Here is a 25,199-nt window from a genome sequence, read left to right as displayed (position 1 = left end):
GAGGGCCGTCGTACGCCCAGGCCGCGGCATCCACGTCGCGGGGCGGGCACTACCAGGAAGACTTGGTGATGCCCGGGAGCTCGCCGCGATGGGCCATCGCGCGGAAACGGACTCGGGAGATGCCCGCCTTCCGCAGGTACCCCCGAGGACGGCCGTCGGCGACGTCGCGGTTGCGCACCCGGATCGGGCTCGCATCCCGCGGCAGCTGCTGCAGCTTGAGCTGGGCCGCGCCGCGGTCCTCGAAGGACGACCGCGGGTCGGCGATGATCCGCTTCAGCTCGGCGCGGCGCGCGGCGTACCGGGCGACGGTCCGCTTGCGCTGCTCGTTCTTGGCGATCTTGCTGGTCTTCGCCATCAGCGCTCTTCGCGGAAGTCCACGTGCTGCCGAACGGCGGGGTCGTACTTGCGCATCACCAGGCGGTCGGGATTGTTCCGCCGGTTCTTGCGCGTTACGTAGGTGAAGCCGGTGCCCGCCGTGCTGCGGAGCTTGACGATCGGGCGGAGGTCGTTGCGCTTGGCCATGCTGGGTTCCTTTCCTCAACTGCGATCCACAGTGTACGTTGTACTGGTAATCATTTTCAATAAGGGAGTGTGGATGCTGCCGGTGACCTTGCTCACGGGGATCGACGAGCGGTTCCGCGGCGCAGTGGCGGGGAACCTGCTGGCCGCAGCCGGCTCGCGGGGCGTACTGGTCGAGTACGACGTCAGCGGCCTGGCCGACGGGTCCGTCGTACGGATCGCCCGGACCGCCGGCGGCGTGATCGACCGCGAGGTGATCCGGATGAGCCACCCGTGCGTGTCCTGCGCGATGCGCGGCTCCCTGGTCGCCCTGCTGGTGAGCATCGCGGCGGTCGAGCGGTACGACGCCGCGATCGTGTCGGTGCCGGGTGCCGGGGACACGCAGGCGATCGCCGAGGAGATCGCCCGCGACGGCGACGGCGAGCTCCGGGTGGACGCGGTCCTGACCACGGTCGACACCGGCAGCGTGATCGACGACCTCACCGGCGATCAGCTGATCCAGGACCGCGGGATCCCGACCGCCGCCGAGGACGGGCGAGCGATCGCCGAGGTGGTCGCCCGTCAACTCGAGTACGCGAATGCCGCCGTGCTGAGCAGCGACGACGAGACCGTCCGGGCGCTGACCCAGGCGATCAATCCACAGCTTCTGGTCCGGACCACGCCGGCGGGGCTGCTCGGCGTACGGCTGCACGATCCGGACGCTGCCGAGACCTGGACCGAGCCCGGCTCGATCTGCGCGACCACCGAGAGCGGCCCGGTCCGGACGCTGGTCTGGCAGGCGGACCGGCCGTTCCACCCGGAGCGGCTCTACGACGCCCTGGAGGACCTCGTCGCCGGTACGGCGCGGGGCCGCGGGACGCTGTGGATCGCGACCCAGCACCGCAACCGGCTGAGCTGGGACAGCTTCGGCACCAACATCTCGATCGGCGTGCTCGGTCCGTGGCTGGCCGACCTCCCGGCCGACCGCTGGGCCGGGGTCGGGCAGCAGCACCAGGCCCGGTCGGCCCTCGAGTGGCACCCCGATCACGGCGACCGGGCGTCGTACCTGTCCATCACCGGGGTCGGGCTGGACGTCCGGGAATTACGCGAGCGCCTGGATGGTTGTGTCCTGCGTGCGGACGAAGCGGTCCACCCCCTGACCGACCCGTTCGCCCCTTATCTGGAAGGAAGTACTGCAGCATGAAGAAGGACATCCACCCCGACTACCGCCGGGTCGTCTTCCGGGACAAGTCCGGCGACTTCAGCTTCCTCACCGGTTCGACGCGCGAGAGCAACGAGACCATCGTGTGGCACGACGGGAACACCTACCCGGTCGTCGACGTCGAGATCTCGGCCGCGACGCACCCGTTCTACACGGGCCAGCAGCGCGTGATGGACACCCAGGGCCGGGTCGAGAAGTTCAAGAAGCGCTACGGCAAGGCATAACCCCGGACACCTTTCAGGGACCTCGGACAGCTGACCAGCTGTCCGAGGTCCCTGGTTCATGTCCGGACTCTCGTCAGCGTCTCGGATTCGAGACGGGGACCGCGGCTGGGTTGCTGCTCAACGACCGTGCGGCGGCTCACACTGAGGACTGTGGAGCCGGTGGAGATTCTCGGGGCTGGACTGACCCCGTTGGAGGCCGTGGCGCTCGGGCAGCGGCGGACTGCGGTGCGGTTGGGTGACGTCGCGCGGAAGCGGATGCACGAGTCGGCGCTGGCGGTGGCCGAGGTCGCTCAGCGGCGGCCCGTGTACGGGCGGACCACCGGGGTCGGCGCCAACCGCGACGTGCTGACCTCCGACCCCGAGCACGGCGCGCGGTTGCTCGGATCGCACTCCACCACCGGTACGACGTCGTACCCGAAGGATGTGGTCCGGCTCGGGCTGCTCATCCGGGTCAACCAGCTCGCGTCCGGCGGATCCGGCCTAGAGCCCGAGGTCGCCGACGCGATCGTCGCGCTGCTCAACGACGACGAACTGCCCGACCTGCACCGCGGCGGCGCAATCGGGACCGGCGATCTCGGGCCGCTCGCCGAGCTCGGCCTCGCGCTCGGCGCGGTCGTCGACGGGACCAGCGCACTCCCCCTGCTCTCCAGCAACGCGCTCACCCTGGCCGAGTGTTGCCTCGCGTACGTCGAGGCCGCCACGCTGATCAACGTCGTACCGCTGGTCGGCGCCCTCTCGCATGTCGCCCTGCGCGGCAACGCCGAGGTGTACGACGTCCGCGTGCACGAAGCCCGCCCGCAGCCAGGCCAGGTCCGGGTCGCACGCCGGATGCGCGGGCTGCTCGACGGCCTGCCGATCACACCCGCCCGGGTCCAGGATCCGTTCGGGCTCCGAGCCTTTGCGCAGGTCCTCGGACCGGCCGTCGACCATGTAGATGCTCTCGGCAACAGTCTCCGGATCGACATCAACGCCTCCGCCGAGAACCCGTTGGTGGCCGGCGACACCGTGCTCCACAACGGCAACTGGCACGCGATGCCGATCGCGCTGGCCCTTGACTCGCTCCGGCTGAGCCTGCATAGCGTCGCGACCTTGTCGACATCCCGCGTCGCGAACCTGGTCGACCCGGAGTTCACCGGACTGAGCCGGTTCCTGGCCAGCGGTGCGGAGGCGAGCTCGGGCGTGATGATGATCGAGTACGTCGCCCACGACGCGCTGGCCGCGGTCCGTTCGGCCGCGCAGCCCGCGACTCTCGGTACGGCGACACTGTCCCGCGGAGCCGAGCACCACGCCAGTTTCGCGCCACAGGCCGCCGTACTGACGGCTCAACTCCTCGACGCACTTCGTGAAGTGCTGGCCAGTGAGCTGGTCACCGCCGTACGGGCGATTCGCCTTGCAGGCTGGACGCCTGACGATCTCACGCCGGCCGCGGTCGGGCCGTGGCTGGCCGACGCGCTGGCCGCGCTGCCAGACGATCTCACCGACCGATCGCTGCGGGAGGACCTGGAGATCGCCCGCGGCCTGCTCACGCAGTGGGGCGATCGCCAGGTCGAGCATCCCGCCGAAGCGGGCTAGAGCTCCTTCAGGTTGAACGCCTGAGCCATTGCCTTGAAGCCTTCGGCGTTCGGGTGCAGGTGGTCGCCGACGTCGTACGCCGGCAGCATCTTGGACGGCGCCCCCGGGTCGCGGACCGCCTTGTCGAGGTCGACGACGGCGTCGTACTCACCGGACGTCCGGATCCAGTGGTTGAGCGCCTGCCGGTCCGCCTCCCCCTCGGGCGTGTAGTAGCCGGCGCCCTCGTACGGCGTCAGCGTCGCGCCGATCACCTTCAGCCCGGCCTGGCGCGCCCGCTCGATGAACTGCCGGTGCACCGCGATCAACGCCGCCGGCTCGACCGCGCCGCGGCTGCCACCGATGTCGTTGATGCCCTCGAGCAGTACGACGGTCTGCACGCCGGCCTGCCCGAGCACGTCCCGGTCGAACCGCGCCAGCGTCGAGTCTCCCGCCGTACCGGCGTTGTTGAGCAGGCGGTTGCCGCTGATCCCGGCGTTGAGGACGCCGAGCTCGCGGTGCGCCGGCTGGGCCAGCAACCGGTCGGCCAACTGGTCCGGGTACCGCAGGTTCTGGTCGATCGGCGACACCACGCCGTCAGTGATCGAGTCGCCGAACAGCACGACCGAGCCGCGCACTCGGCTCCGCACGTCGACACCTTCGATGATGTAGCGGGCCATCCCGGAGATCGCCTGGTACTGCGACCCGTCGCCGCCGGTCTGGTCACCGGTGGCCAGAAAACCCGTCGCGTACCCGGCCGGGTGCTGGGTCAGCGGGCCCGTCGGACCGGGGAAGTACGTACTGATCACCAGGTCGGTGTCATCAGGTACGGCGACGCGCACCGGGTCGGACACCCACTCAGCACCTGCCGGGATCGTCACCGACGGCTGGCCGCCGAACAGCACCGGGACCAGCTTGGCCGGCTGGACCGTCGGCGTACCGGCGAGGTCGTCACCACGCGGCGTCAGCGTCACCTTGCCGACGACGAGCGGGGATGTGCCGTAGACGTTCGACAACCGCAGCCGGAGCTCCGAGCCACCGACGCTCAGGTGAGCCACTTGCCGCAGGGTCGTGTTGGTGACACCGGTCGCCGAGAGACCCGACGTACCCGGTGGAGTGACGGCGACGGCCCAGCTGCCGATCCAGTCGGGTGACAGCGAGGCCGAGGCGGCGGGAGTGAGCGGGATCGCGAGCAGCGCCAGAGCGGCGACGAGCTGTTTGAGACGACGCATGAGACCACCTTCGTCTGGGCGGAAACGGGGTGTTCCCTTCGATCTCACCCAGAGTCGCCACTCACTCGCAACCGGTCATCGGTGAGCGGTCGATCTTCAGAGCCGAACGCACATCCTTTCAGAGTCGGCCGTACGCCTTCAGAGTGCGGAGGGCGGCGATGGTGACGACGCCTCGGTACTCGAGAGTGGCGGCCTGGCTCGGGGGTTCCCAGGTGAGGGCCCAGCCGCCGTCCGGCCGCTGGTCGGCGATCAGGCGGTCGAGGTGTGCCTCGATCTTGGCGTCGTCGAAGAGCGGTCGCCAGAAGCTGTCCGGCGTCGGGGCGAAGTGCAGCGGGGTGACGCCGTACGTCGGGTCCGCGGCGTCGGCGCGGTACCAGTTGAGCTTGGGCAGCCAGTCGCGGATCCTGTCCAGGTCGACATCGTCGGTGTGCTCGAGGAACTCCATCGACACATGCATCGAGTGGGCATCCTCCGGGAAGCCCTTCGCGAGCTCGGCGGCACACCAGGCAGCGGCCTTGTCCCGCCACGGGTGCTCGAAGCCGAACCGGTAGAGCTGCCCGACCAGGCCGGCCGTCGGGTTGAGGCTCGGCTCGTAGGTCCATTCGCTGATGTGCTCGGCCCGCGGGTAGCCCTCGACAGCCGGGCCGCAGAGCGGGACCGCACCATCAGGTGTCGCGATCGCCTGCAGCCAGTCGACGGCCCGCCGGATCATCTCCTCGTCCCGCGCCCCGGCCGTCAGCATCGTCTCGAACGCAACCTGCACGTCCAGCGGCAGGCTGTCCGGGCACCGCTTGTCCGGCTCGAGCCCGTGCCCGAACCCACCATCCACGTTCCGGTAGCCACGCAACGCGTCCACAACCCCACCCGAGTCGGCCCCCTCGAAGACCGTCGCAAACACCCGCCCCTCGAGCAGCCGCCCTTCCCGCCGTACGAAATCCCGTCCCGCACCCAAGATGTCCATACCCCCACCTTGACGCACCCCACCCCCAATCTCTTGAACAAAACAGACAACCCCGCCCCCTCGCCCGCCGCCTCCGCCGGGGACGGGCTTCCTCCTGCTCGACAGGGAGTCCCGATCACCCCCAACGCCCGAAGCCGTTCCGCTACCGGAGCAAGGCCAGCCGGCGCAACTCTCGGGGCAGCTCTCGGGGGCTTGCCCACCCTGCCGTGGACTTACACACGAAACAACCTGTGCAAGCTCCCCAGTCCCTCCGCAGACCCCCGGCTGTAGCCACGTCGACTCTCACCCCAGCCGACAGCATGCGTGCGCTCACACCATCCGCACCCCAATCGCGGCCGGTCCCACCAACCACACCTCTCCAGCGCCTCCACACCACACCACCACGCACCGCAGTCCGCCCCACCCCACCAAAGCACGCCGTCAACCGCGGGCGGCAGCCCGCAAACCGCCCGGCGGCAGCCGGGCAAAGAAAGCACGGCGCCAAGCCGGGGGCGGGTGGGAGCGCGCAGCGGACGCGACGCAGGAGCGACGGCGAAGCACGCGTGGGGGCTTACACCGCGTTTACGGTTCGAAGCGGTAGCCCATGCCTGGTTCGGTGAGGAGGTGTTTGGGGCGGGCCGGGTCCGGCTCGAGTTTGCGGCGGAGTTGGCCCATGTAGAAGCGGAGGTTGCCGCTGGCGGTTTCGTAGCCCGGGCCCCAGACCTCCGTGAGGAGTTGCCGTTGGGACATCAGCTTGCCCGGGTGCCGGACCAGGACCTCGAGCAGGTGCCATTCGGTGGGAGTGAGCCGGATGTCCTCGCCGTTCCCGAGCGTGACCCGCTTGGCGGCCAGGTCGACCGACGCGCCGCCGACTGTGACGACCGGCTGGTCCTGGGAGAGGTTGCTGCGGCGCAGTACGGCGCGCATCCGGGCCAGCAGCTCGTCGATCCCGAACGGCTTGGTCACGTAGTCGTCGGCGCCGGCGTCCAGCGCCTCGACCTTGTCCGTCTGGTCGGTTCGGCCGGACAGCACCAGGATCGGCGCCTCGGTCCAGCCGCGCAGGCCGCGGATCACGTCGACTCCGTCGAAGTCCGGCAGCCCGAGGTCGAGGATCACGAGTTCCGGCGGGTACTGCGCCGCGACCTTCAACGCCGCCGTACCCGAGCCGGCCAGATGCACCTCGTACCCCCGGGCCCGCAGATTGATCTGCAACGCCCGCACGATCTGTGGTTCGTCATCGACCACCAGGACGCGGGTCATTCATGCACCTCCGGCGCAGAGCGTTCGCGGGCGCCCGGCACCGGCGCGTCGGCCGGGCGCAGGGTTGCGGTCGGGATCGCGACCACCATGGTCAACCCGCCGCCGGGCGTGTCCTCCGGCTGCAGAGTCCCGCTCATCGCCTCGGCGAGACCGCGGGCGAGCGCGAGGCCGAGGCCGACGCCGACGGTGTTGTCGGTGTCGCCGAGCCGCTGGAACGGCGCGAACACCCGGTCCCGGTGCTCGCGCGGGATCCCTGGACCGCGATCGATCACCCGGATCTCCACGGTGTCGCCGAGCGCGCTCCCGGTCAGCAACGGCGGACGCCCCGCAGGCGAGTAGCGCAGCGCGTTCCCGAGCAGGTTCACGATCACCCGCTCGAGCAACGCCGGGTCGGCTTCGACCAGCGGCAGCGTGTGCGGGATGTCCACCGTCACCTTGTCGCCGTCGTCGCCGAGCTCCGCGAGTGCGCCGGGCATCACCTCGTCCAGCGCCATCGGCCGAGTGAAGACGGGGAGTACGCCGGCCTGCAGGCGACTCAGGTCGAGCAAGTTGTCCACCAGACGCGTCAGCCGGTCCAGCGACTCGTCCGCGGTCTCCAGGAGCTCGGCGCGCTCCGACTCACTCCACTCGACGTCGTCACTGCGCAGGCTGGTCACCGACGCCTTCGCCGAAGCGAGTGGTGACCGAAGATCATGGCCGACGGCGCGGAGCAACGCCGTACGGAGCCTGTCTGCCTCAGCGAGCGGTTTGGCCTCGGCGGCGGCCTCGCTCAGCCGGGCCTTGTCCACCAGCGCGGCAGCGTGCGCAGCGAACGCACCGACCAGGCGGCGCTCGTCTGCGGCCAGCCGATGCCCCTGCAGAACCAGGACGAGATTCTCGCGCGCCGGGATCTCCGCGTCGCCGTCCTCCGGGCGGCCGCAGGTCATGGTGCCGGCGGTCGCCAGCGGCCGCCAGACCTCGGTCAACTCGTCGTCGTCCACCCGCTCCATCAGGCACGCCCCGGTCATCCCGAAAGCTTCGCGGACCCGCTCGAGCAGGGCAGGCAGCGCGGTCTCGCCCCGCAGCACAGACCCGGCCAGGGTCGCCAACGTCTCCGACTCGGCCGCCGCTCGGGCGGCCTGTCTGGTCCGTCTGGCTGCCCGGTCCACGACCGAGCTCACCATCGCCGCGACGAGCACGAAGATCACCAGCGCGAGCGCATTGTTCAACTCAGCGATCGTGAACGTCCGGGTCGGCGGTGTGAAGAAGTAGTTCAGGACCAGCGAACCACCGACCGCGGTGACCATCGCCGGCCACATCCCGCCGACGAGGGCGACCACGACGACCGCCAGCAGGAACGCCAGCACGTTGCTGGTCAGGTTCAGGGTGTCGCCACCCAGCCCGAGCAGCAGCGCTAGGAGCGGAGGCAGTACGACGGACAGCACGAAGCCCTGGATCCTGCGCCGCCGGGACAGACTGCCGTGCAGCCGCGGCAGCCGGCCGCGGCCCATCTGCGAGTGAGTGACGATGTGTACGTCGATGTCGCCGGAGTCGCGGATCGTGCTGACCCCGATCCCGGGCCCGGTGAGCAGCGAGCTGAACCGCGAGCGCCGGCTGCCGCCCAGCACCAGCTGGGTGGCGTTCTCGGCCCGGGCGAAGGTCAGCAGGGCCGCGGGTACGTCGTCCCCGACGACCTGGTGGTACGTGCCGCCGATGCTCTCGACCAGGTTGCGCTGTTCGGCGAGGCGCTTCGGGTTGGCGCCGGTCAGACCGTCGGAGCGGGCGACGTGGACTGCGAGCAGGTCTCCACCGGAGGACCTGGCGGCGATGCGGGCGGCACGCCGGATCAGTGTCTCGCCCTCGGGGCCGCCGGTGAGGGCGACCACCACCCGCTCCCTGGCTTCCCAGGTCGAGTCGATGTCATGTTGGGCACGGTATTGCTGCAGGCCCGCGTCCACCCGGTCGGCGAGCCAGAGCAGCGCGAGTTCGCGCAAAGCGGACAGGTTGCCGACCCGGAAGTAGTTGCCCAGGGCAGCGTCCACCTTGTCCGCCGCGTAGACGTTGCCGTGCGCCATCCGCCGGCGCAACGCCTCCGGGGTCATGTCGACGAGCTCGATCTGGTCGGCCGCGCGGACCACCCGGTCCGGCACCTTCTCCTGCTGCGGTACGCCGGTGATCTTCTCGACCACGTCGTTGATCGACTCCAGGTGCTGGATGTTGACCGCCGAGATCACGTCGATCCCGGCGGCCAGCAGCTCCTCGATGTCCTGCCAGCGCTTCTCGTTCCGGCTGCCCGGCACGTTGGTGTGGGCCAGCTCGTCGACCAGCGCCACCTCCGGACGCCGGGCCAGTACGGCGTCCACGTCCATCTCGGTGAAGCTGGCGCCGCGGTAGTCGATGATCCGCCGCGGAACCACCTCCAGGCCCTCGATCATCTCGGCGGTGTGCACCCGGCCGTGCGTCTCCACGAACCCGACCACAACGTCGGTGCCGCGGTCGCGCCGCCGCTGGCCCTCGCCCAGCATCTTGTAGGTCTTCCCGACGCCGGGCGCGGCACCCAAGTAGATCCGCAGATGCCCACGGCCGCTACTGCTCATATGTCCATGCTCTCAGAGTGCGGCCAGCGCGTTGTTGAGCTTGACCACGTTCACCCGGGGCTCACCGAGGAAGCCGAGGGTGCGACCCTCCGTGTTGTCCTGCACGAGCTTCTCGACCGTGGCCACAGGCAGTCCACGCTCGCGCGCGACCCGGTTCACCTGCAGGGCGGCGTACGCCGGGCTGATGTGCGGATCGAGGCCGCTGCCACTCGCCGTGACCGCGTCCGGCGGCACCTGAGACGGGTCGACACCGTTCAGCGTCGCGATCTCCTGGCGCCGCTGGTCGATCAGTTTCAGCAGCTCAGGGTTGTGCGGCCCGTACTGCGAGGCCGCGCTCCCCATAGCGTCGTAGTCCACAGCGGAAGGACGGGTCTGGAACCACTCCTTGCCATAGGCCTGCCCGATCAGGTCCGACGCGGTGTCCTTGCCGTCCACCTGGACGATCGAGCCGTTGGCGTTCCCGTGGAACAGCGCCTGCGCCGCCCCGGTCATCACCAGCGGATAGATGATGCCGAGGGCAACGGTGAAGAACAGCAGGGCCCGTACGGCGACCCCGAACTGCCGGACCGAGCCGGGCAGATTGCTTGCCATGAACAACTACCTTTCAGCGGAGACCGGGGATCAGCGAGATCACCAGGTCGAGGAGCTTGATGCCGATGAACGGGGTGATCAGGCCACCGACGCCGTACACCAGCAGGTTGCGCCGCAACATCGACGACGCCGAGGACGGCTTGTACCGGACCCCGCGCAGCGCCAGCGGCACCAGCGCCACGATGACGAGCGCGTTGAACACGATCGCGGACACGATCGCCGACTCCGGCGAGTGCAGCCCCATGATGTTCAGCTTGTCCAGGCCCGGGTACGCCGCCGCGAACAACGCCGGCAGGATCGCGAAGTACTTGGCCACGTCGTTCGCGATCGAGAACGTGGTCAGCGAACCGCGGGTGATCAGCAACTGCTTGCCGATCTCGACGATCTCGATCAGCTTGGTCGGGTTCGAGTCGAGGTCGACCATGTTGCCGGCCTCCTTCGCGGCCGACGTGCCGGTGTTCATCGCCACCCCGACGTCGGCCTGGGCCAGCGCCGGCGCGTCGTTGGTGCCGTCACCGGTCATCGCGACCAGCCGGCCGCCCTCCTGCTCCTTCTTGATCAGCGCCATCTTGTCCTCGGGCGTCGCCTCGGCCAGGAAGTCGTCGACGCCGGCCTCCTCGGCGATCGCCTTCGCGGTGAGCGCGTTGTCGCCGGTGATCATCACGGTCCGGATGCCCATTGCGCGCATCTGGTCGAACCGCTCCCGCATGCCTTCCTTGACCACGTCCTTGAGGTGGATCACGCCGAGCGCGCGCGCCGTACCGCCGATCGCCTCGGCGACGACCAGTGGGGTTCCGCCGGAGGCCGAGATGCCGTCGACGATCTCGCCGAGCTTCGGGTCGGTGGTCCCGCCGTGACCGTGGATCCAGGCGTTCACCGCACCGGCCGCGCCCTTGCGGACCTGCCGGCCGTCCACGTCCACGCCGCTCATCCGGGTCTGCGCGGTGAACTCCACGAACGTTGCGTGCGGCAACTCTCCGGTGTGCCGCTCACGCAGTCCGTACCCGTTCTTCGCCAGTACGACGATCGACCGGCCCTCCGGCGTCTCGTCGGCCAGGCTGGACAGCTGGGCAGCGTCCGCGAGCTCGGTGTCGGTCACGCCGTCGACCGGGATGAACTCCGACGCCTGCCGGTTGCCCAGCGTGATGGTGCCGGTCTTGTCCAGCAGCAGCGTGTTCACGTCACCCGCGGCCTCGACCGCCCGGCCCGACATCGCCAGCACGTTGCGCTGCACCAGCCGGTCCATCCCGGCGATGCCGATCGCGGACAGTAGCGCGCCGATCGTGGTCGGGATCAGGCAGACCAGCAGGGCCACCAGGATCACGATGCTCAGGTCGGTGTGGGCGTAGTTCGCGAACGTCGGCAGCGTCACCGTGGCGATCATGAAGACGATCGTCAGGCTGGCCAGCAGGATGTTCAGCGCGATCTCGTTCGGCGTCTTCTGCCTCGACGCGCCCTCGACCAGGGCGATCATCCGGTCGATGAAGCTCTCGCCGGGCCGGGTGGTGATCTTCACGACGATCCGGTCCGACAGCACCTTGGTCCCGCCGGTGACCGCGCTGCGGTCGCCGCCGGACTCCCGGATGACCGGTGCCGACTCGCCGGTGATCGCCGACTCGTCGACACTCGCGACACCCTCGACGACGTCACCGTCGCCGGGGATGATCTGGCCGGCCTCGACGACCACCAGGTCACCGAGCTGGAGCTGGGTGGCCGGCACCTCCTCCTCCCGGCCCCCGGCCAGCCGCCGGGCGGTGGTCTCGGTCTTGGCCCGGCGCAGGGTCTCGGCCTGGGCCTTGCCGCGGCCTTCCGCGACGGCCTCGGCCAGGTTCGCGAAGATCACGGTCAGCCAGAGCCAGACCACGATCCACCAGACGAACACGCTGGAGTCGGTGAAGGCGAAGACGGTCGACGCGACCGCGCCCACCTCGACCACGAACATCACCGGGTTCTTCACCATCACCCGCAGGTCGAGCTTGCGCAGCGCGTCCGGCAGGGAGGTCAGCAGCATCTTCGGGTTGAACAGACCCGAGGGTGCTCTCTTCGGGGTCACCGCCGGCTTCGACGCCGGCGGCTTCAACAGCGTGGTCACAGTCCCTCCGCGAGGGGTCCGAGAGTCAGTGCGGGGAAGTAGGTCAGGCCGGTCACGATCAGCACGACGCCGACGAGCATCGTCACGAACAGGGCTTTGTGGGTGGGCAGCGTGCCCTGGGTCACCGGGACCGGTTGCTGGCGGGCCAGCGAGCCGGCCAGGCCGAGGGCGAGCACGATCGGCACGAACCGGCCGAACAGCATCACCAGCCCGAGCGCGGTGTTGTAGAAGGGGATGTTCGCGCTGATCCCGCCGAACGCGCTGCCGTTGTTGTTGCCGGCCGAGGTGAACGCGTACAGCACCTCGGAGAAGCCGTGCGGGCTGTCGGTGTTGAAGATCGAGGCCCGCGCCACCGCCAGTCCCATCGCGACCGAGGCGCCGACCAGCACCACGGTCGGCGTGGTCAGGATGTACAGCGAGACCAGCTTCATCTCGCGGGCGGTGATCTTCTTCTTCAGGTACTCCGGGGTCCGCCCGACCATCAGGCCTGCCACGAACACGGTCAGGATGGCCAGGATCAGCATGCCGTAGAGCCCGGTGCCGGTGCCGCCCGGCGTGACTTCGCCGAGCATCATGTGGAAGAGCGCCGTACCGCCGCCGAGGGCGGTGAACGAGTCGTGCGCCGAGTTCACCGCGCCGGTCGACGTACCGGTGGTGGAGCTCGCGAAGAGTGCGGAGGCCCATTCGCCGAAGCGGGTCTCCTTGCCCTCCATCGCGGCACCGGCCGCCTGGGTCGCCGTACCCGCGCCCTGGTTCTCGAAGAACGTGGCGGAGAAGGTGAAGGCCGCCCACAGCGTGCCCATCACGCCGAGGATCGCGTAGCCCTGCTTCTTGTCCTTGACCATGACACCGAAGGTCCGGGTCATGCAGACCGGGATCAGCAGCAGCAGGAAGATCTCGAACAGGTTCGACAGCGGGTTCGGGTTCTCGAACGGGTGCCCGGAGTTGGCGTTGTAGTAGCCGCCGCCGTTGGTTCCGAGCTCCTTGATGACCTCCTGGCTGGCGACCGCGCCGCCCGGGATCGTCTGGGTCTGGCCGACCACCGAGGTGACCTCGTGACCGCTGGAGAAGTTCTGTACGACGCCGGTCGCGACCAGCACCAGGGTGCCGACGATCGCGATCGGCAGCAGGATCCGCAGCGTGGTCCGGGTCAGGTCGACCCAGAAGTTGCCCAGCCGGTCCGTCTTGGACCGGGCGAAGCCGCGGATCACCGCGACCGCGACGGTCATGCCGACGGCCGCGGACAGGAAGTTCTGCACCGCGAGACCGGCGAACTGGACCAGGTGGCCCATCGTCTGCTCGGGCGAGTACGACTGCCAGTTGGTGTTCGAGACGAACGACGCAGCCGTGTTGAACGCCAGCCCCGACTCGACGCCGGGCAGGCCGTTCGACAGCGGCAGGTGCCCCTGCACGCGCTGCAGGACGTAGAGCAGTATGACGCTGACCGCGGAGAACGCGAGCAGCGACCGGGCGTAGACGGCCCAGGTCTGGTCGGCCTTCGAGTCGACGCCGAGCAACTTGTAGGCCCCGCGCTCGATCCGCAGGTCGCGGTCGGACGAGTAGACCCTCGCCATGTAGCCACCCAGCGGCCGGTAGACCGCGGCCAGGCACGCGAGGAGAAGGCCGACCTGTAACAGGCCGGCGGCGGTGTCGGACATCAGAACCTCTCGGGGAAGATCAGGGCGGCGACGAGGTAGAGGACCAAGGCCGCCGCGACCACCAGGCCGGCGATGTTTTCGGCGCTCACAACTTCTCCACTCCGCGCAGCGCGGACCAGACGGCCGCGAAGACGACGACGGTGACGGCGAGGTAGATCACGTCAGCCATGCCGGCGCCACCTCACACAAACAGTGCTCATGACCCCACTGCACACCGCTCGCTGCCCGGTCAGGAGTGTTCTCACAGCCCTCTCACAGCGGCTGACAGACCTCTCACAGGGCTCTCACGAGCACTGATTCCGACGGTGATCTTCGGGTGGGACTTCGCGCTGCGGCCCGTAGTCCGCATACTTACGCCTGGCAATCACCAGCCCACTGATTGATAAGGGAAGAACAGCTAGTGACTGAACTGGATATCGCCCCAACCGAGCAGTTCTTCTCCGCGGAGACCCGGGAGGCGCTCGCCGAGGCGAGCCGCCGGCTGGCGGAGCGGCTCCAGGCCCACACCGAGGCCCTGCTGGCGATGACCGGCGACGAGGAGCAGACCGCGATCTACGACCAGAACGCGGCGCTCGAGGAGCTCGTCGAGAGCTGGAACGACGCCGTCTTCGAGCACACCGGTACGGCGCCGCTGCTGCTGGAGGACAGCGCCGACGACGAGGACGACGAAGAGGTCGAGCAGGACCAGGTGATCAGCGTGGTGTCACGCTTCGACCTGCGCGTGGTCGACCTGGACGCGCTGCTGGAGGCCGGCCGGGCCGCGCAGGAGCGGCACCCGGCCGAGCTGGACGAGACCGGCGAGAAGGACCCGGTCGACTCGGCCGAGCAGGCGATCTACGAGATCAGCCGTGAGGTCGGCGAGGCGTGGTTCGAGCTCCCGGGCATCGAGATGGTGGCCGGCGCCCGCGCGTACGTCGTACCGGAGCACCCGTTCGAGCCGCTGGACGCGGACGCCGAGGACGTCGTCACCGAGCTCATCGCCCCGAACGGCGTCGCCACCCACGCGGAGACCTGGGCCTAGACCGTCAGCTCACCGTCGAGTGTGGTGACTGCGCTGCCGCTCAGGTAGACGCGGTCGCCAGCCGCGGTGACCTGTAGGACACCGCCTCGGGCGGAGGCCTGGTAGCCGACCAGGTCGTCCCGTCCGAGGCGCCCGGCCCAGTACGACGCCAGGGCGGTGTGCGCGCTGCCGCAGACCGGGTCCTCGGGGATCCCGGCGGCGGGCGCGAAGAACCGCGAGACGAAGTCGTATTCCTGACCCCGCGCAGTGACGATGGTGCCGCGGTTGCCGTCGCGGCGGTTGACCGCCTCCAGCGCGCCGATGTCCGGCGTCACTGCCCGCACCGCCGCCTCGTCCGGCAGCACCACCAGTACGTCGGTCAGCGCGCCGGTGCTGTGCACACTCTCCGGCTGCGCCCCGAGCGCCTCGACCAAGCCGTCCGGTACGGCGATCTCCGTGGTCGGCGAGATCGGGAAGTCGAGCGTGATCGCGTCGCCGACCGACGCGAGCAGGATGCCGCTGCGCGTGCTGAACCGGACCTTCCCGCCGACCAGCCCGTCGCCCGCCAGCACGTGCGCGGTCGCGAGGGTCGCGTGCCCGCACATGTCGACCTCGATCGTCGGGGTGAACCAGCGCAGGTCCCAGTCCGCGTCGGACTGGTCGGACGGCCGCGCGAAGGCGGTCTCGGACAGGTTCATCTCCGCCGCGACGTCCTGCATCCAGCCCGCGTCCGGCCACTCACCGGCCGCCAGCACGCACACCGCCGCCGGATTCCCACCGAAAGCCCGCTCCGCAAATGCGTCGACCACCCTGATCCTCATACGCCCGACGCTAGATTTCCCGACCCCCGGAATCCATAGCCACTTGCCAACCGGGTGGCCCGCTCATGCCATCGCCACCGGCCCCCCACCACTACCGGCCGAAGGCCGGCTGCTTTTCATGCCATTGCGACGGCTTCGATCTCCAGGAGCCAGTTTTCTGAGTAGATGTCGCAGATGATGACCGTGAGTGCCGGCGCGTGGTCGCCGAGGACCTCCTCGCGGATCTTCGAGTTCAGCCCCCGGAACTGCCGGTCCGACAGGTACGTCGTCACCTTCACCAGGTTCTTGACGCCCATCCCGGCCTCACCCAGCACCGCGAGCACGTTCCGCCAGACCATCCGGCACTGCGCCTCGAAACTCTCCGGCACCCGCCCGTGCTCGTTGCCCCACGGCACCTGGCCGCTGACGAACACCATCCGCCGGGCGCCGTCCACCTGTACACCGTGCGTGTAGTTGCCCGCGGCCGCCGGCAGGATCGCCGGGTTCAACGGCGCGATCGCAAAATCCATCCGTCCCCCTCCACTCCACCAGTCCCCGCCCCCGGGTGTCAGTACTGCCCTCATGTCTACCCTGCCGACCTCCGCCCACACACGCGGCGGCCCGGATCGATGAGGAACCGACAAACAAGTGACATCTCGGCCGGTAGGGTCACCAGGATGGAACGGACGGTCGAGCGTCTCCTGGGGGTCCGCGTCGTCGAGCGCATCGACCTCGGCAGCAGCGAACAGGCCCCGGTCGCCCGGCTGATCCTCGATCGCCCGTACGACGGCATCGGCCCCACCGTGATCGCGAAAGGACTCCGGCGCGGCGGCACCGCTTGGGGTGATGGCGCCGAGTTCCAGCGCAACGAGAAGCTGGCGCTGAACCACCTGCGCGGGACGGGACTCGCACCCGTGCTCCTCGCACGCAGCGAAGAGCCGGCGGACGAGCAGGACGAGCAGGTGATGGTGATGTCCGACCTCGGCCCCGGCCCGACCGTGCAGGAGTTGTTGTTCGGCGACGACCCGGAGGCGGCGACTGAGGGTCTGCTGGCGATGGCACGCCTCGCTGCCAAGCTGCACAGCGCCGTCGATCCGCAGTTCGCCGCGGCCCACGAGGTGCGGTTCCTCGACCATCCGCTGCACCTGTGGCCGGAGGTGGTCGACGCGGCGGCAGAGCTCGGCTTCCCGCCGCCGGGTGACGTCGAGCTGGCCGCGCTGACCGACGACCTCGGCAGCCGGGCCACCTTCACCCACGGCGACCTCACCCCGAACAACGTCGTACTCGTCGACGGCGAGGCCCGCTTCGTCGACCTGGAAGGGGCCGGCCGCCGGCATCCCGGGATGGACGCGGCCGGCTTGCGGCTTCCGTTCCCGGCGTACGGGTACTGGGCGGTCCTCCCCGACGACGTGCTTGCTCAGGTGGACCGCGCGTACCGGGACGGGCTCGGTCCACTGGACGATTCGACGTACGAGCACCTGATGGCGACGGGGTGCGCGGCGTGGGCGATCGTGCGCGCCGCGCGGTTGCGGCTGATCGCGTCGACCGACCAGGACCCAGCCGAGGCGGTCAGGCGCCGTACGCAGATCGTCCAGACCCTCACGTCGGCGGCAGCGACCGCCGTACCTTTCTATCCGGCGCTCGGCCGGTGGTTCGAGGAGCTGACCGGGAGCATGCAGCTGCGCTGGGAAGAGGCCCGCCGACCGCCTCGCGGATTTCAGGCCTTCAAGGACTTCTCGAACCAGTGATGGGCGTACGGCTCGTCGTTGAACGCGGGCACCTCGGTGTAGCCGGACGCGCGGTACAGGCTGATCGCCTCGACCAGGTTGCGGTTGGTCTCCAGCCGTACGGCGCTCGCGCCCCGAGCGACCGCCTCGCGTTCGAGCTCGGTCAGCAGCCGCCGCCCCAGGCCGAGGCCGCGCGCGTCTGGTGACACCCACATGCGCTTGATCTCCGCGGGCTCGTCGCCGTGCAGTTTCAAGGCGCCGCAGCCGACCGGCTCCGAGTGCAGCGTGGCGACCAGCAGCAACCCGGCCGGCAGCGTCAGCTCGGCGTTGTCCGCCGAGATGCTCCGGGTGTGGTCGAAGCCTTGGTCGAAGCGGTCGCGGAGCTCGTCGAAGTACGACTGCACGCAGTACGCCGCCTCCGGCTGCCGCGGATCGGTGATGGCGACCTCCACCATCGACGCGGTCAGCAAGCGGGCGACGTCGTCCATCGCCGCGACCAGCCGCTCGCGCTGGCTCTCGCTCAACGGCTCGAGGATCGATGCGGCCAACTCGTCCGACCGCTTGTCCAGCACCTGCCGCTCGGCCGCGCCCTTCCTGGTGAGCCGCGCGATCCGCACCCGCGCGTCCGCCGTACTCGGCTCGACCCGGACCAGCCCGTCGCCCTCCAACGACCGCAGCAGCCGGCTCAAGTACCCGGAGTCGAGATCCAGCCGGGCCCGCAACGCCCGCACGTCACACCCGTCCCCGATCTCCCACAGCACCCGAGCCTGCCCCAACGACCGATCCCGAGCCATATACGCATCACTCAACGCCCCCACCCGCTGAGTAACCACCCGATTGAACCGCCGCACCACCGCAACACCCATCCTCTGACCTTAGTCAGAGAATGGGTGCCGGTACAGACAGCTTCAGTCGAGCGGGCGGAGTTCGTCGGCGTAGGAGACGGAGACTCGGCGGAGGACGCCTTCCTTGACGGAGTACTGGCCCATGCGCCACAGCGGCGGGCTGTAGGCGTGGACGGTGACACTGCCCTTGTCGAGGCCGGTCAGGCGGTGGATGTGGTCGGGGCCGAAGCCGTAGACGTCGCCGGCCTCCACCTCGGTCTCGATCGACTCGGTGCCGATCGCCAGGTTGTGCTCGACCAGCTTGCCCTTGGCAACCGCGACCGCGCCCGAGGAGACGTCGTGGTCGTGCCAGCCGGTGTCGTTGACCGGCGTCCAGCAGATCAGCCAGACGTCGACGTTCGCGTCGCGGTGCAGCGAGGCGAACACCCGCTCCTCGTCGCTGTAGGCGACCTTGTCCTCCCACAGGCGCGGCTGCGCTGCAACCGACGAGGCCAGCTCGGACAGCTCCTGCGGGTCGAGGTCCCGGCCCGGGAGGTTGTCCAGCGAAAGACAGTTGTTGAGATCCACAAGCCGGCTGGGCTGGCGCGCCGGGACGTTCGGGACGTCGATGGGCTGAGCAGTCACTGCACTCCCCTCTCAGGAGATGGTTTCCCGGCCCCGTACAGGAGCCGGTGTGGGTTGTCGTGGCGGATCACCGCGGTCGCGGCGGCGCCTTGGCGATGGTCGGTGATCCCGGCGTACGGCCGGTCGGTGCCGTGCACGACCTGGTCGATGCCGAGGACCCGCGCGACCGCGTCGATCCCCTGCGGGCCGTAGCTCGAGGTGTCGACATACAGGTTGGGGTCGATGGTGCCGAGCCGGCCGCCGCGGGCGGCCAGCCGTTCGTGGTGCACCGGCGCGAGACCGGCCGCGGCGACGAAGCACAGCCGCAACAGCGGGAACTCGCGTCGGCCGCCGTACGCGTGCCAGGCCCACCAAGCGGCCTGCAACTGGTTCGCGTAGTCGACGACGGGCGCCCACCAGCAGGGAGCCTCGTCGATCGGCTCGGCGGCACCCGGGTGGACGAGGATCGGCTTGTCCAGCCCCTCGGCAGTCGCCAGCAGCTCCCCCTGCGCGGCCCATCCGGCCGGCGTGCCGAGGACGTGCGCGGGCAGCTGCACACCGAGGAATCCGTTGCTCAGCAGGGATTCCAGGCCCTGAAGGTCGGGCTCCAGCAGGCAGATCGACGCCCACGCCTTGAACGGCTCGGGCAGTGCGGCCGCGCCGGTGTGCCATGCGTCGAGCAACGCATGATCACCGAGCTGCTCGACGCCGAGCGGACTCGACAGTGAGACCGCGGCAAGCGCCGTACCGGCGTCCTGCTCCAGCGCCACCCGCTTGTCGATCGCGTGCGCCGCCGGGTCGCACTCGTACGGCGCCTCGGTCGCGGTGTGCAGCGTCCACCCGTCGAGGTACGGCGCGGTACGGCGAGCCCGGAGCCGGTCGACGAACTCCGCCGGCCACAGATGCTGGTGGACGTCGATCACGGCTCCTCCTCCCGGACCTGATCAGATTGAAGCGCTTCAGGATGTCTAGAGTGAAGCGCTTCAAAGGGCTGGTTGTCAAGTTTCTGTCCGACGGACGGGCTAGGGTTCAAGGCATGTCCGGAAACACCCGGAGGCCGACCCTCAAGGACATCGCGGCCGAGACCGGCCTGTCGATGGCAGCCGTGTCCTACGCGCTGCGCGGCCTGCACGGGACGCCGGAGACCATCCAGCGCGTCCAGGAGGCCGCCGAGCGGCTCGGCTACCAAGCGGACCCGGTCGCCCGAGCCCTCGCGTCCGGCCGGAGCGGCTCCGTCGGCGTGCTCTGCGCATCCCTCGAGGACCTCTGGCAGCAGCGTCTCGCGGCCGCGCTCGGCCGGGAGCTGCTGGCGCCGGACCGGAACGCCTGGATCATCGACTCGGCCGGCGACGCCGACCGCCAGCTCGAGCTCGCCCAGCACCTGGTCGACCACCGCGCCGACGCGATCGTGGTGATCCCGGTCAACCCGGCGGCGAAGGGCTGGGCCAACATCGCCCAGCAGGCGCCCGTGATCGCGATCGGCGACGCGCTGGCCGGCGCGAAGGCGAAGTCCGAGGTGATCTTCGACAACGAGAGCGGCGTCAGTACGGCGCTGCGCCGGCTGGCCGACGCGGGACACCGGACGGTGGCGGTGCTCAGCCCGTCGCACCGCTTCGAGATCCAGCGCCCGGCCGAGGAGATCGCTCAGCGGGTCGCCTCCGGACTGAAGCTGAAGGTCCGCATCCTCCCGTGCCCGCACGACCTGCCCGGCGCGACCGAGGTCGCCCGCGAGCTGCTCAGCAGCACTCCACGACCGACCGGCATCCTGGCGCTCGCCGACTCGATGGCCTTCGGCGTGTACGCCGCCAGCCGCGAGCTCGGCCTCCGCGTCCCCGAAGACCTCTCCCTGCTCGGGTACGACGACCAGCCGCTGAGCCAGCTGCTCACGCCGCCGCTCTCGACCTTCCACTGGCCGCTCGACGACCTGGTCGCCGACGTGGTCGCGCGGGTCACGTCCGCCGTCGACACCAACCGCCGGGTCCGCCGTACCACCGTCGCCCCGACCCTGATCGAGCGCGGCTCGGTCGCCGCCCCGCCCACCTGAGCGCGGCGACGACCCCTGAGCCACAACATCCATCCCGCGAAACTAAACCAATCCAATCGACTTACTTCCCACCATCCACCATCCGGACCGACGCCTGTGCATGGAGTGTGCCCAGCCCCCGCGTGCTCCGGGGAAGAGCCAACCCACGCGTGCTCCGCGTAGGTCAACCATCGAACGACGGAAGGCCGGCCGAGTGGGATGCTCGGCCGGCCTTCGCGGGGGGACGCAGGCTACTTCGTGCCGAAGACCTGGATCTCGGTCAGGTCGGTGAACTGGCAGCCGGCGTAGCCGCCTGCCGGGCAGTTCCTGGCGAAGTCCGGGACCTGCGGGCTGAGCAGCCAGACCCGCACGTACTGGACGTCGGTCGCGTTGCCGCTCGGGGTGAGCAGGTTGTACTTGCCCACGTTGGCCGCGGTGAACGTGCCCTCCTGAGCGGTCGCCCAGGTGGTGCCGTCGGCCGAGGTCTCGATCCGGTACTGGCCGGTGGCCGCGTCCTCCGGGTCACCGCAGGTGTTCGACGGGTCGACGTTGAACGCGCTGATGTCGACCTTCTCCGGCAGCTTGATGTCCACGTGCTTCGGCACCATCACGCCGGTCGGCGTGCCGTTGTCGTCGCCGGTGGTACTGCCCCAGCCGGTGCCCTGGGCATTGTCGATCGCACCGCCCGGGCCGCAGCCGTAGTCGCTGTAGTCCGGGCCGTTGAAGTCCGTCACCGAACCGCCGCCGGAGGTGGCCGCCCAGTTGCGGCGCGGCGCGAAGTCGGCCTTGCCGCCCGCCTTCACGGTCACCTTCTGGACGATCAGCTCGTAGCCGGGGCCGGCCACGACGACCTTCGGGTAGGTGCCCGGGGCAACGTTGGTGATGGTGTACTTGCCGGCCGCGTCCGTGACGCTGGAGTAGTCACCCGCGTAGCCGGAGGCGTGACCACCGATGTAGACGAGTGCACCGGCCACCGGAGCACCGGTGTCCTTGTCGGTCACGGTCCCGGTCAGGGTCGTGGTCGCACCCGTCGGCGGCTTGTGGAAGTCCTCCGCCGGGTACGCGTCGCCGCCGTCGACGACACCGGCGTACCAGCCCATGCCGCGGTTGGCGAACACGGTCCAGATGACGTCGGCGTTCTTGCCGCCGCTGGCGACCAGGTCGGCCTGCACGATCGCGTTCCGCATGTCGAGCATGGTCGGGTCGGCCGGCGACAGCTCCATCGCCCGGGTGATCAGGCTGACCGCGTAGCCGCGGCCGAACCGCTCCCGCAGGTCCCACAGCGTCTGTGCCCAGACCTCACCGGACGCGTGCACCTCCGGCGACCCGCCGATGGTCGGGAAGTCGCCGTACGTGTAGCCGCCCTTCGAGCCGTCCGGCTGGACGCAGTTCGGGCTGACGGACTTGACCCGGCAGTCCATCGCCTGGGTGCGGATCGAGCCGCCGTTGGTGACGTACTTGCCCTCGAGCACCTCGCCCGGCGCGGTGGTGTCCTTCTCCAGGCCGTGCGAGACCAGGTAGTCGAGCGCGTAGAAGTCGCTCCAGGCCTCGCCCATCGAGCCGCCCTGGATGCTGTTCAGCGTCGAGTTGCCGGTGGCATCGACTACCAGGCGGTTCGACAGGCCGTGGGTGTACTCGTGGTACAGGATGTCCGCCGAGCTCGACGAGCTGGTCGGCACGAACCCGCCCTTGAACAGGTACATCTGCATGGTCGGCGGGGTGCCGTCCGGCGGGGTGCTCATGTTCGCGTTGTTGGCGTGGTCGGCGTCCGGTCCGCCGTCGGCGCCGGTGGCCGCGCCGTCGAGGGCGTTCAGCAGCACCGGGTCACCGCCCGCGGCGTCGAACGAGCCGGCCGCCGGGGTGAAGCTGATCGGCGGCTTGGCCAGCCAGTCGTGGAAGTTGCTGGCCAGGTAGAACCCGTTGGTGACGTCCTGGTTCATGTTCGTCTTCCAGGAGTCCGGCTTGGCCGGGTCCCAGGTGCAGATGTACGACGTGGAGCAGGACGACGCGGCGTTCGGGAACGACACCAGCTTGAACTCGGCGGTGGTCTTGGTACCGGGCACCTTGACGGTCTCACCGGCGTTCGGCTGGTTGTCGTCGTTCAGGTCCGCGAAGGCGGCCACCGAGGTGCCTTCGAGCAGGGTCTTGGCGTTCTTCGGCAGCCACTTGTTGTAGACCAGGTTCTCGACCCGCTGCGTGCCGCCCTTCGCGGCGCCCGGGTAGTTGTCCACCACGAGGGCGTCGCCGAGGCCGTCGCTGGACAGGTTCCGGCGGTACAGCAGGCCGCCGGTCTGGGCGTCGATCACGTGCGTGTAGATCTTGGTGCCGCCGGTGTTGGTGTACGTCATCCAGCCCTTGCGCAGGCCGTCGGCGGTGTGGAACCACACCAGCTTGGCGGTGTCGCCGTTGCTCCACTTGGTGACCGCGCCAGATGCCTTGGCGGTCGCCGGCTTCGCCGTACCACCGACGTCGTTGGCCGCGGCGGTGCGAGCCTCGGCCGCGGTCAGGCTCGGCGCGGCCGCGGCGGACCGGCCCTGGGCCTGCGAGGTCAGTCCCGCCACCGGGGCGCCCATGACCGAGATGAGCTGGCCGTTCTTGGTGACGTTGGCCTTCAGGCCGTTGCCGAACACCTCGACGCCGTCGACCACCTGGGACCAGAACACGTGGTGGGTGCCGAGGTCGTCGATGTAGTCCTTGCGCAGCTTCAGCGTGCCCAGGTCGGCCTCGGACAGCTTGAAGACCTCGGGGTGCGCCTTCACGTAGTTCAGCGCGATGTCCCGGGCCTTCTTGGCGCTCCGGCCGGTCAGGAAGCCGTCCAGCTTCGTCACCTGGGCCGGGGTGCCGGTGTTCGGGTCCACCTCGACGACGCCCTGGGAGCCGAGCGAGTTGCGGAACTTCTCCGAGGCGGCCGACTCCTTGCCGGCCACCTTGGCGGCCCGCGCGTACGTCGTCTTCGCGCTCGGGATCCGGGCGTCGTAGTAGCCCTTCTGGTCCTTGCTATGGGCCTTTCCGGGCTGGGCCGCCGGGCCCTGCTCCGGGCCGGCCGTCTGCGCGGCCGTGGCGCCGCCGGCGGCGGTCACGACCAACACAGTGGCTGCGGAGACAGCGGTGGCTGCCAGGAGCCCCCGCCCTCTGCGTGATGTGGTCACAGCAACGCTCCATGGAGTTGGGTGCGCGGATCGCCCTGCACGATCCGTCCGCGGGCGACCCTAGGCCGCAGAGAGGTTCCCGAGGAAGGAAAATCACCGGAACGGCGTGGAGACGAGGGATGTCCTTCGTGCCCGGAACAGTACTAGGAGCGACAGCAGAATGGTTGCACCCAGCCACGAAGCTCCGGCCGCGAGTGTCGGGCCGCTCGGATGCACGATCGACTCACCGCGCTGCGCCTGCCAGGTGACCAGCCAGATCAGCCCTGCGTACGACGCGGCGCCGACGAAGACAAGCGCGGTCCGCGGACCCTCGGGCCGCAGGATCGGGTACCGCCGGGCGAGCAGAACGAGGCCGAGGGCAACCAGCGGGATCGCCTGCAGCGCGTGCACACCGAGGAAGTGACCGATCCTCAGGTCACCGGCCTGCGTGCTCCAGCCGGTGATCGGCAGCCCGGCGCCGCCGTCCTCGACACCCACGGAGTGCGACCCGAGGTGCAGATGCTTGCCTGCCGCGGCAGCTTCTCTTTCCTGCGCCGGAGTGATCCGGAACATCAGGTTCCCGAGCAGCATGCCGCCGAGCGTCGTACCCAGGGCCAGCCGGATGCTCCAGCGCAGCGCCCGGTCACCGGGCTTGTCGAACAGCAACTGGATCGCGATCACCAGTACGGCGGCCCAGACCAGGTAGATCGTGGTCGCCATGATGTTGTGGATCAACTGGTCGGTCGGCGTTGACATGTTGAAGTGCAACTGCCGGCCGCGAACCACGACCTGCCCGGCGATGAGGACCATCTCGGCCGCGACGCCGACGGCCACGACCGTGCCCATCCACCAGCCGAGCCGCCGGGCCTTGGTCTGCAGCGACAGCATCCACGCCAGCGTGACGCAGTAGATCCCCAGGCTGATCGCGAACTTCAGCGGCTTCATCCAGATCGGATGACCGAGCAGGATCCGGTCGTCGAACAGGGCGCCGCCGATCGCGACCAGGGTGGTCGCGGCGAGCCCGATCGACGCCCAGAGCAACGGTCGGTGCAGCCGTCGCGGCGTGCCAGGAAGAGTCGGTACGGCGTCCGGCCGCGCGGTGGTCGTGGTCATGCATCGATCCTCGGCACTGCAGCGCCGGGGATCAGGAGCGTCACCTCCACTCGAGGGGTGGACCTGGACCTACCCCCAGAACGGGCGGACCCTGGGCGTGGCAGGGTCCGCCCGTTCGC

The 25,199-nt window shown here is 69.6% G+C and carries 23 protein-coding genes; 6 read left to right on the top strand and 17 right to left on the bottom strand.

Translation table 11 applies throughout. From position 1 onward, the window contains the following. Window positions 1-49: 49 nt before the first annotated feature. Window positions 50-355 carry a 30S ribosomal protein S14 gene (gene rpsN / locus AB0H36_RS01630; RefSeq protein ID WP_360514662.1) on the bottom strand — a complete coding sequence of 102 codons (306 nt, stop codon included), beginning with the start codon at window positions 353-355 and terminating at the stop codon, window positions 50-52. Next, window positions 355-522, bottom strand: coding sequence for a 50S ribosomal protein L33 (gene rpmG, locus AB0H36_RS01625; protein WP_360449989.1), 168 nt, complete (start codon window positions 520-522; stop codon window positions 355-357). Before rpmG ends, rpsN begins: the two co-directional genes overlap by 1 nt. A gap of 73 nt (window positions 523-595) precedes the next feature. Here rpmG and AB0H36_RS01620 point away from each other — a divergent pair, with 73 nt between their 5' ends. The 3 genes from AB0H36_RS01620 to AB0H36_RS01610 all read left to right on the top strand — a co-directional run bounded on the left by AB0H36_RS01620 (window position 596) and on the right by AB0H36_RS01610 (window position 3,516). Next, complete coding sequence (locus AB0H36_RS01620; protein WP_360514659.1) at window positions 596-1,702, top strand: GTP-binding protein; 1,107 nt, start codon at window positions 596-598, stop codon at window positions 1,700-1,702. Next, window positions 1,699-1,944, top strand: a complete 246-nt coding sequence (locus AB0H36_RS01615; protein WP_360514656.1) for a type B 50S ribosomal protein L31 — start codon at window positions 1,699-1,701, stop codon at window positions 1,942-1,944. The genes AB0H36_RS01620 and AB0H36_RS01615 overlap by 4 nt, the downstream gene beginning before the upstream one ends. A gap of 159 nt (window positions 1,945-2,103) precedes the next feature. After that, window positions 2,104-3,516: an aromatic amino acid lyase gene (locus AB0H36_RS01610; protein ID WP_360514653.1), complete on the top strand. Its 1,413-nt coding sequence runs from the start codon at window positions 2,104-2,106 to the stop codon at window positions 3,514-3,516. Here the strand turns inward: AB0H36_RS01610 and AB0H36_RS01605 are convergent. The 8 genes from AB0H36_RS01605 to kdpF form a co-directional block, all read right to left on the bottom strand. Beyond that, window positions 3,513-4,724 (bottom strand): SGNH/GDSL hydrolase family protein, encoded by a 1,212-nt coding sequence (locus tag AB0H36_RS01605; protein WP_360514649.1) that lies wholly within the window; start codon window positions 4,722-4,724, stop codon window positions 3,513-3,515. The genes AB0H36_RS01610 and AB0H36_RS01605 overlap by 4 nt on opposite strands. A 118-nt stretch (window positions 4,725-4,842) precedes the next feature. Next, window positions 4,843-5,685 (bottom strand): hypothetical protein, encoded by an 843-nt coding sequence (locus AB0H36_RS01600; RefSeq protein WP_360514646.1) that lies wholly within the window; start codon window positions 5,683-5,685, stop codon window positions 4,843-4,845. 561 nt (window positions 5,686-6,246) lie between these two features. After that, a complete protein-coding gene (locus AB0H36_RS01595) occupies window positions 6,247-6,924 on the bottom strand; it encodes a response regulator (RefSeq protein ID WP_360514643.1) in 678 nt (225 codons plus the stop codon). After that, window positions 6,921-9,500: a DUF4118 domain-containing protein gene (locus AB0H36_RS01590; protein ID WP_360514640.1), complete on the bottom strand. Its 2,580-nt coding sequence runs from the start codon at window positions 9,498-9,500 to the stop codon at window positions 6,921-6,923. Before AB0H36_RS01590 ends, AB0H36_RS01595 begins: the two co-directional genes overlap by 4 nt. Window positions 9,501-9,512: 12 nt before the next feature. Beyond that, a complete protein-coding gene (gene kdpC / locus AB0H36_RS01585) occupies window positions 9,513-10,091 on the bottom strand; it encodes a potassium-transporting ATPase subunit KdpC (protein WP_360514637.1) in 579 nt (192 codons plus the stop codon). 13 nt (window positions 10,092-10,104) lie between these two features. Then, window positions 10,105-12,144, bottom strand: a complete 2,040-nt coding sequence (kdpB, locus tag AB0H36_RS01580; RefSeq protein ID WP_360515114.1) for a potassium-transporting ATPase subunit KdpB — start codon at window positions 12,142-12,144, stop codon at window positions 10,105-10,107. Between the two features lie 35 nt (window positions 12,145-12,179). Next, window positions 12,180-13,841: a potassium-transporting ATPase subunit KdpA gene (gene kdpA, locus AB0H36_RS01575; RefSeq protein ID WP_360514634.1), complete on the bottom strand. Its 1,662-nt coding sequence runs from the start codon at window positions 13,839-13,841 to the stop codon at window positions 12,180-12,182. Then, a complete protein-coding gene (kdpF, locus tag AB0H36_RS01570; protein ID WP_130442715.1) occupies window positions 13,841-13,930 on the bottom strand; it encodes a K(+)-transporting ATPase subunit F in 90 nt (29 codons plus the stop codon). The genes kdpA and kdpF overlap by 1 nt, the downstream gene beginning before the upstream one ends. Window positions 13,931-14,241: 311 nt before the next feature. Here kdpF and AB0H36_RS01565 point away from each other — a divergent pair, with 311 nt between their 5' ends. Next, window positions 14,242-14,862: a hypothetical protein gene (locus AB0H36_RS01565; RefSeq protein ID WP_360514631.1), complete on the top strand. Its 621-nt coding sequence runs from the start codon at window positions 14,242-14,244 to the stop codon at window positions 14,860-14,862. Here the strand turns inward: AB0H36_RS01565 and AB0H36_RS01560 are convergent. Both AB0H36_RS01560 and AB0H36_RS01555 read right to left on the bottom strand, forming a co-directional pair. Beyond that, on the bottom strand, window positions 14,859-15,662 hold the full coding sequence (locus AB0H36_RS01560) for a PhzF family phenazine biosynthesis protein (RefSeq protein WP_360514628.1): 804 nt from the start codon (window positions 15,660-15,662) through the stop codon (window positions 14,859-14,861). The genes AB0H36_RS01565 and AB0H36_RS01560 overlap by 4 nt on opposite strands. A 116-nt stretch (window positions 15,663-15,778) precedes the next feature. After that, window positions 15,779-16,171, bottom strand: a complete 393-nt coding sequence (locus AB0H36_RS01555; protein WP_360514625.1) for a RidA family protein — start codon at window positions 16,169-16,171, stop codon at window positions 15,779-15,781. A 147-nt stretch (window positions 16,172-16,318) separates the two neighbouring features. On the opposite strand from AB0H36_RS01555, the gene AB0H36_RS01550 reads away from it, so the two are divergent. Beyond that, a complete protein-coding gene (locus AB0H36_RS01550) occupies window positions 16,319-17,389 on the top strand; it encodes a hypothetical protein (RefSeq protein ID WP_360514622.1) in 1,071 nt (356 codons plus the stop codon). Here AB0H36_RS01550 and AB0H36_RS01545 read toward each other — a convergent pair. The 3 genes from AB0H36_RS01545 to AB0H36_RS01535 form a co-directional block, all read right to left on the bottom strand. Further along, window positions 17,359-18,186 carry a bifunctional helix-turn-helix transcriptional regulator/GNAT family N-acetyltransferase gene (locus AB0H36_RS01545; protein WP_360515111.1) on the bottom strand — a complete coding sequence of 276 codons (828 nt, stop codon included), beginning with the start codon at window positions 18,184-18,186 and terminating at the stop codon, window positions 17,359-17,361. The two genes, AB0H36_RS01550 and AB0H36_RS01545, sit on opposite strands and share 31 nt — an antisense overlap. 90 nt (window positions 18,187-18,276) lie before the next feature. Next, window positions 18,277-18,837, bottom strand: coding sequence for a cysteine dioxygenase family protein (locus AB0H36_RS01540; protein WP_360514619.1), 561 nt, complete (start codon window positions 18,835-18,837; stop codon window positions 18,277-18,279). Then, the gene (locus AB0H36_RS01535) at window positions 18,834-19,739 is read right to left on the bottom strand and encodes an amidohydrolase family protein (protein ID WP_360514616.1); all 906 of its coding nucleotides are present in this window, start codon (window positions 19,737-19,739) and stop codon (window positions 18,834-18,836) included. Before AB0H36_RS01535 ends, AB0H36_RS01540 begins: the two co-directional genes overlap by 4 nt. Window positions 19,740-19,852: 113 nt before the next feature. Here AB0H36_RS01535 and AB0H36_RS01530 point away from each other — a divergent pair, with 113 nt between their 5' ends. Further along, window positions 19,853-20,860 (top strand): LacI family DNA-binding transcriptional regulator, encoded by a 1,008-nt coding sequence (locus AB0H36_RS01530; RefSeq protein ID WP_360514613.1) that lies wholly within the window; start codon window positions 19,853-19,855, stop codon window positions 20,858-20,860. 230 nt (window positions 20,861-21,090) lie between these two features. On the opposite strand, the gene AB0H36_RS01525 is transcribed toward AB0H36_RS01530, so the two are convergent. Next, on the bottom strand, window positions 21,091-23,919 hold the full coding sequence (locus AB0H36_RS01525) for a M36 family metallopeptidase (RefSeq protein ID WP_360514610.1): 2,829 nt from the start codon (window positions 23,917-23,919) through the stop codon (window positions 21,091-21,093). A gap of 162 nt (window positions 23,920-24,081) precedes the next feature. Further along, window positions 24,082-25,080, bottom strand: coding sequence for a hypothetical protein (locus AB0H36_RS01520; RefSeq protein WP_360514607.1), 999 nt, complete (start codon window positions 25,078-25,080; stop codon window positions 24,082-24,084). Window positions 25,081-25,199: the final 119 nt, after the last annotated feature.

Origin of the sequence: Kribbella sp. NPDC050820 (assembly GCF_040653975.1) — a bacterium.
Classification (GTDB): domain Bacteria; phylum Actinomycetota; class Actinomycetes; order Propionibacteriales; family Kribbellaceae; genus Kribbella.
This window is presented reverse-complemented; position numbering and strand designations above follow the sequence as displayed.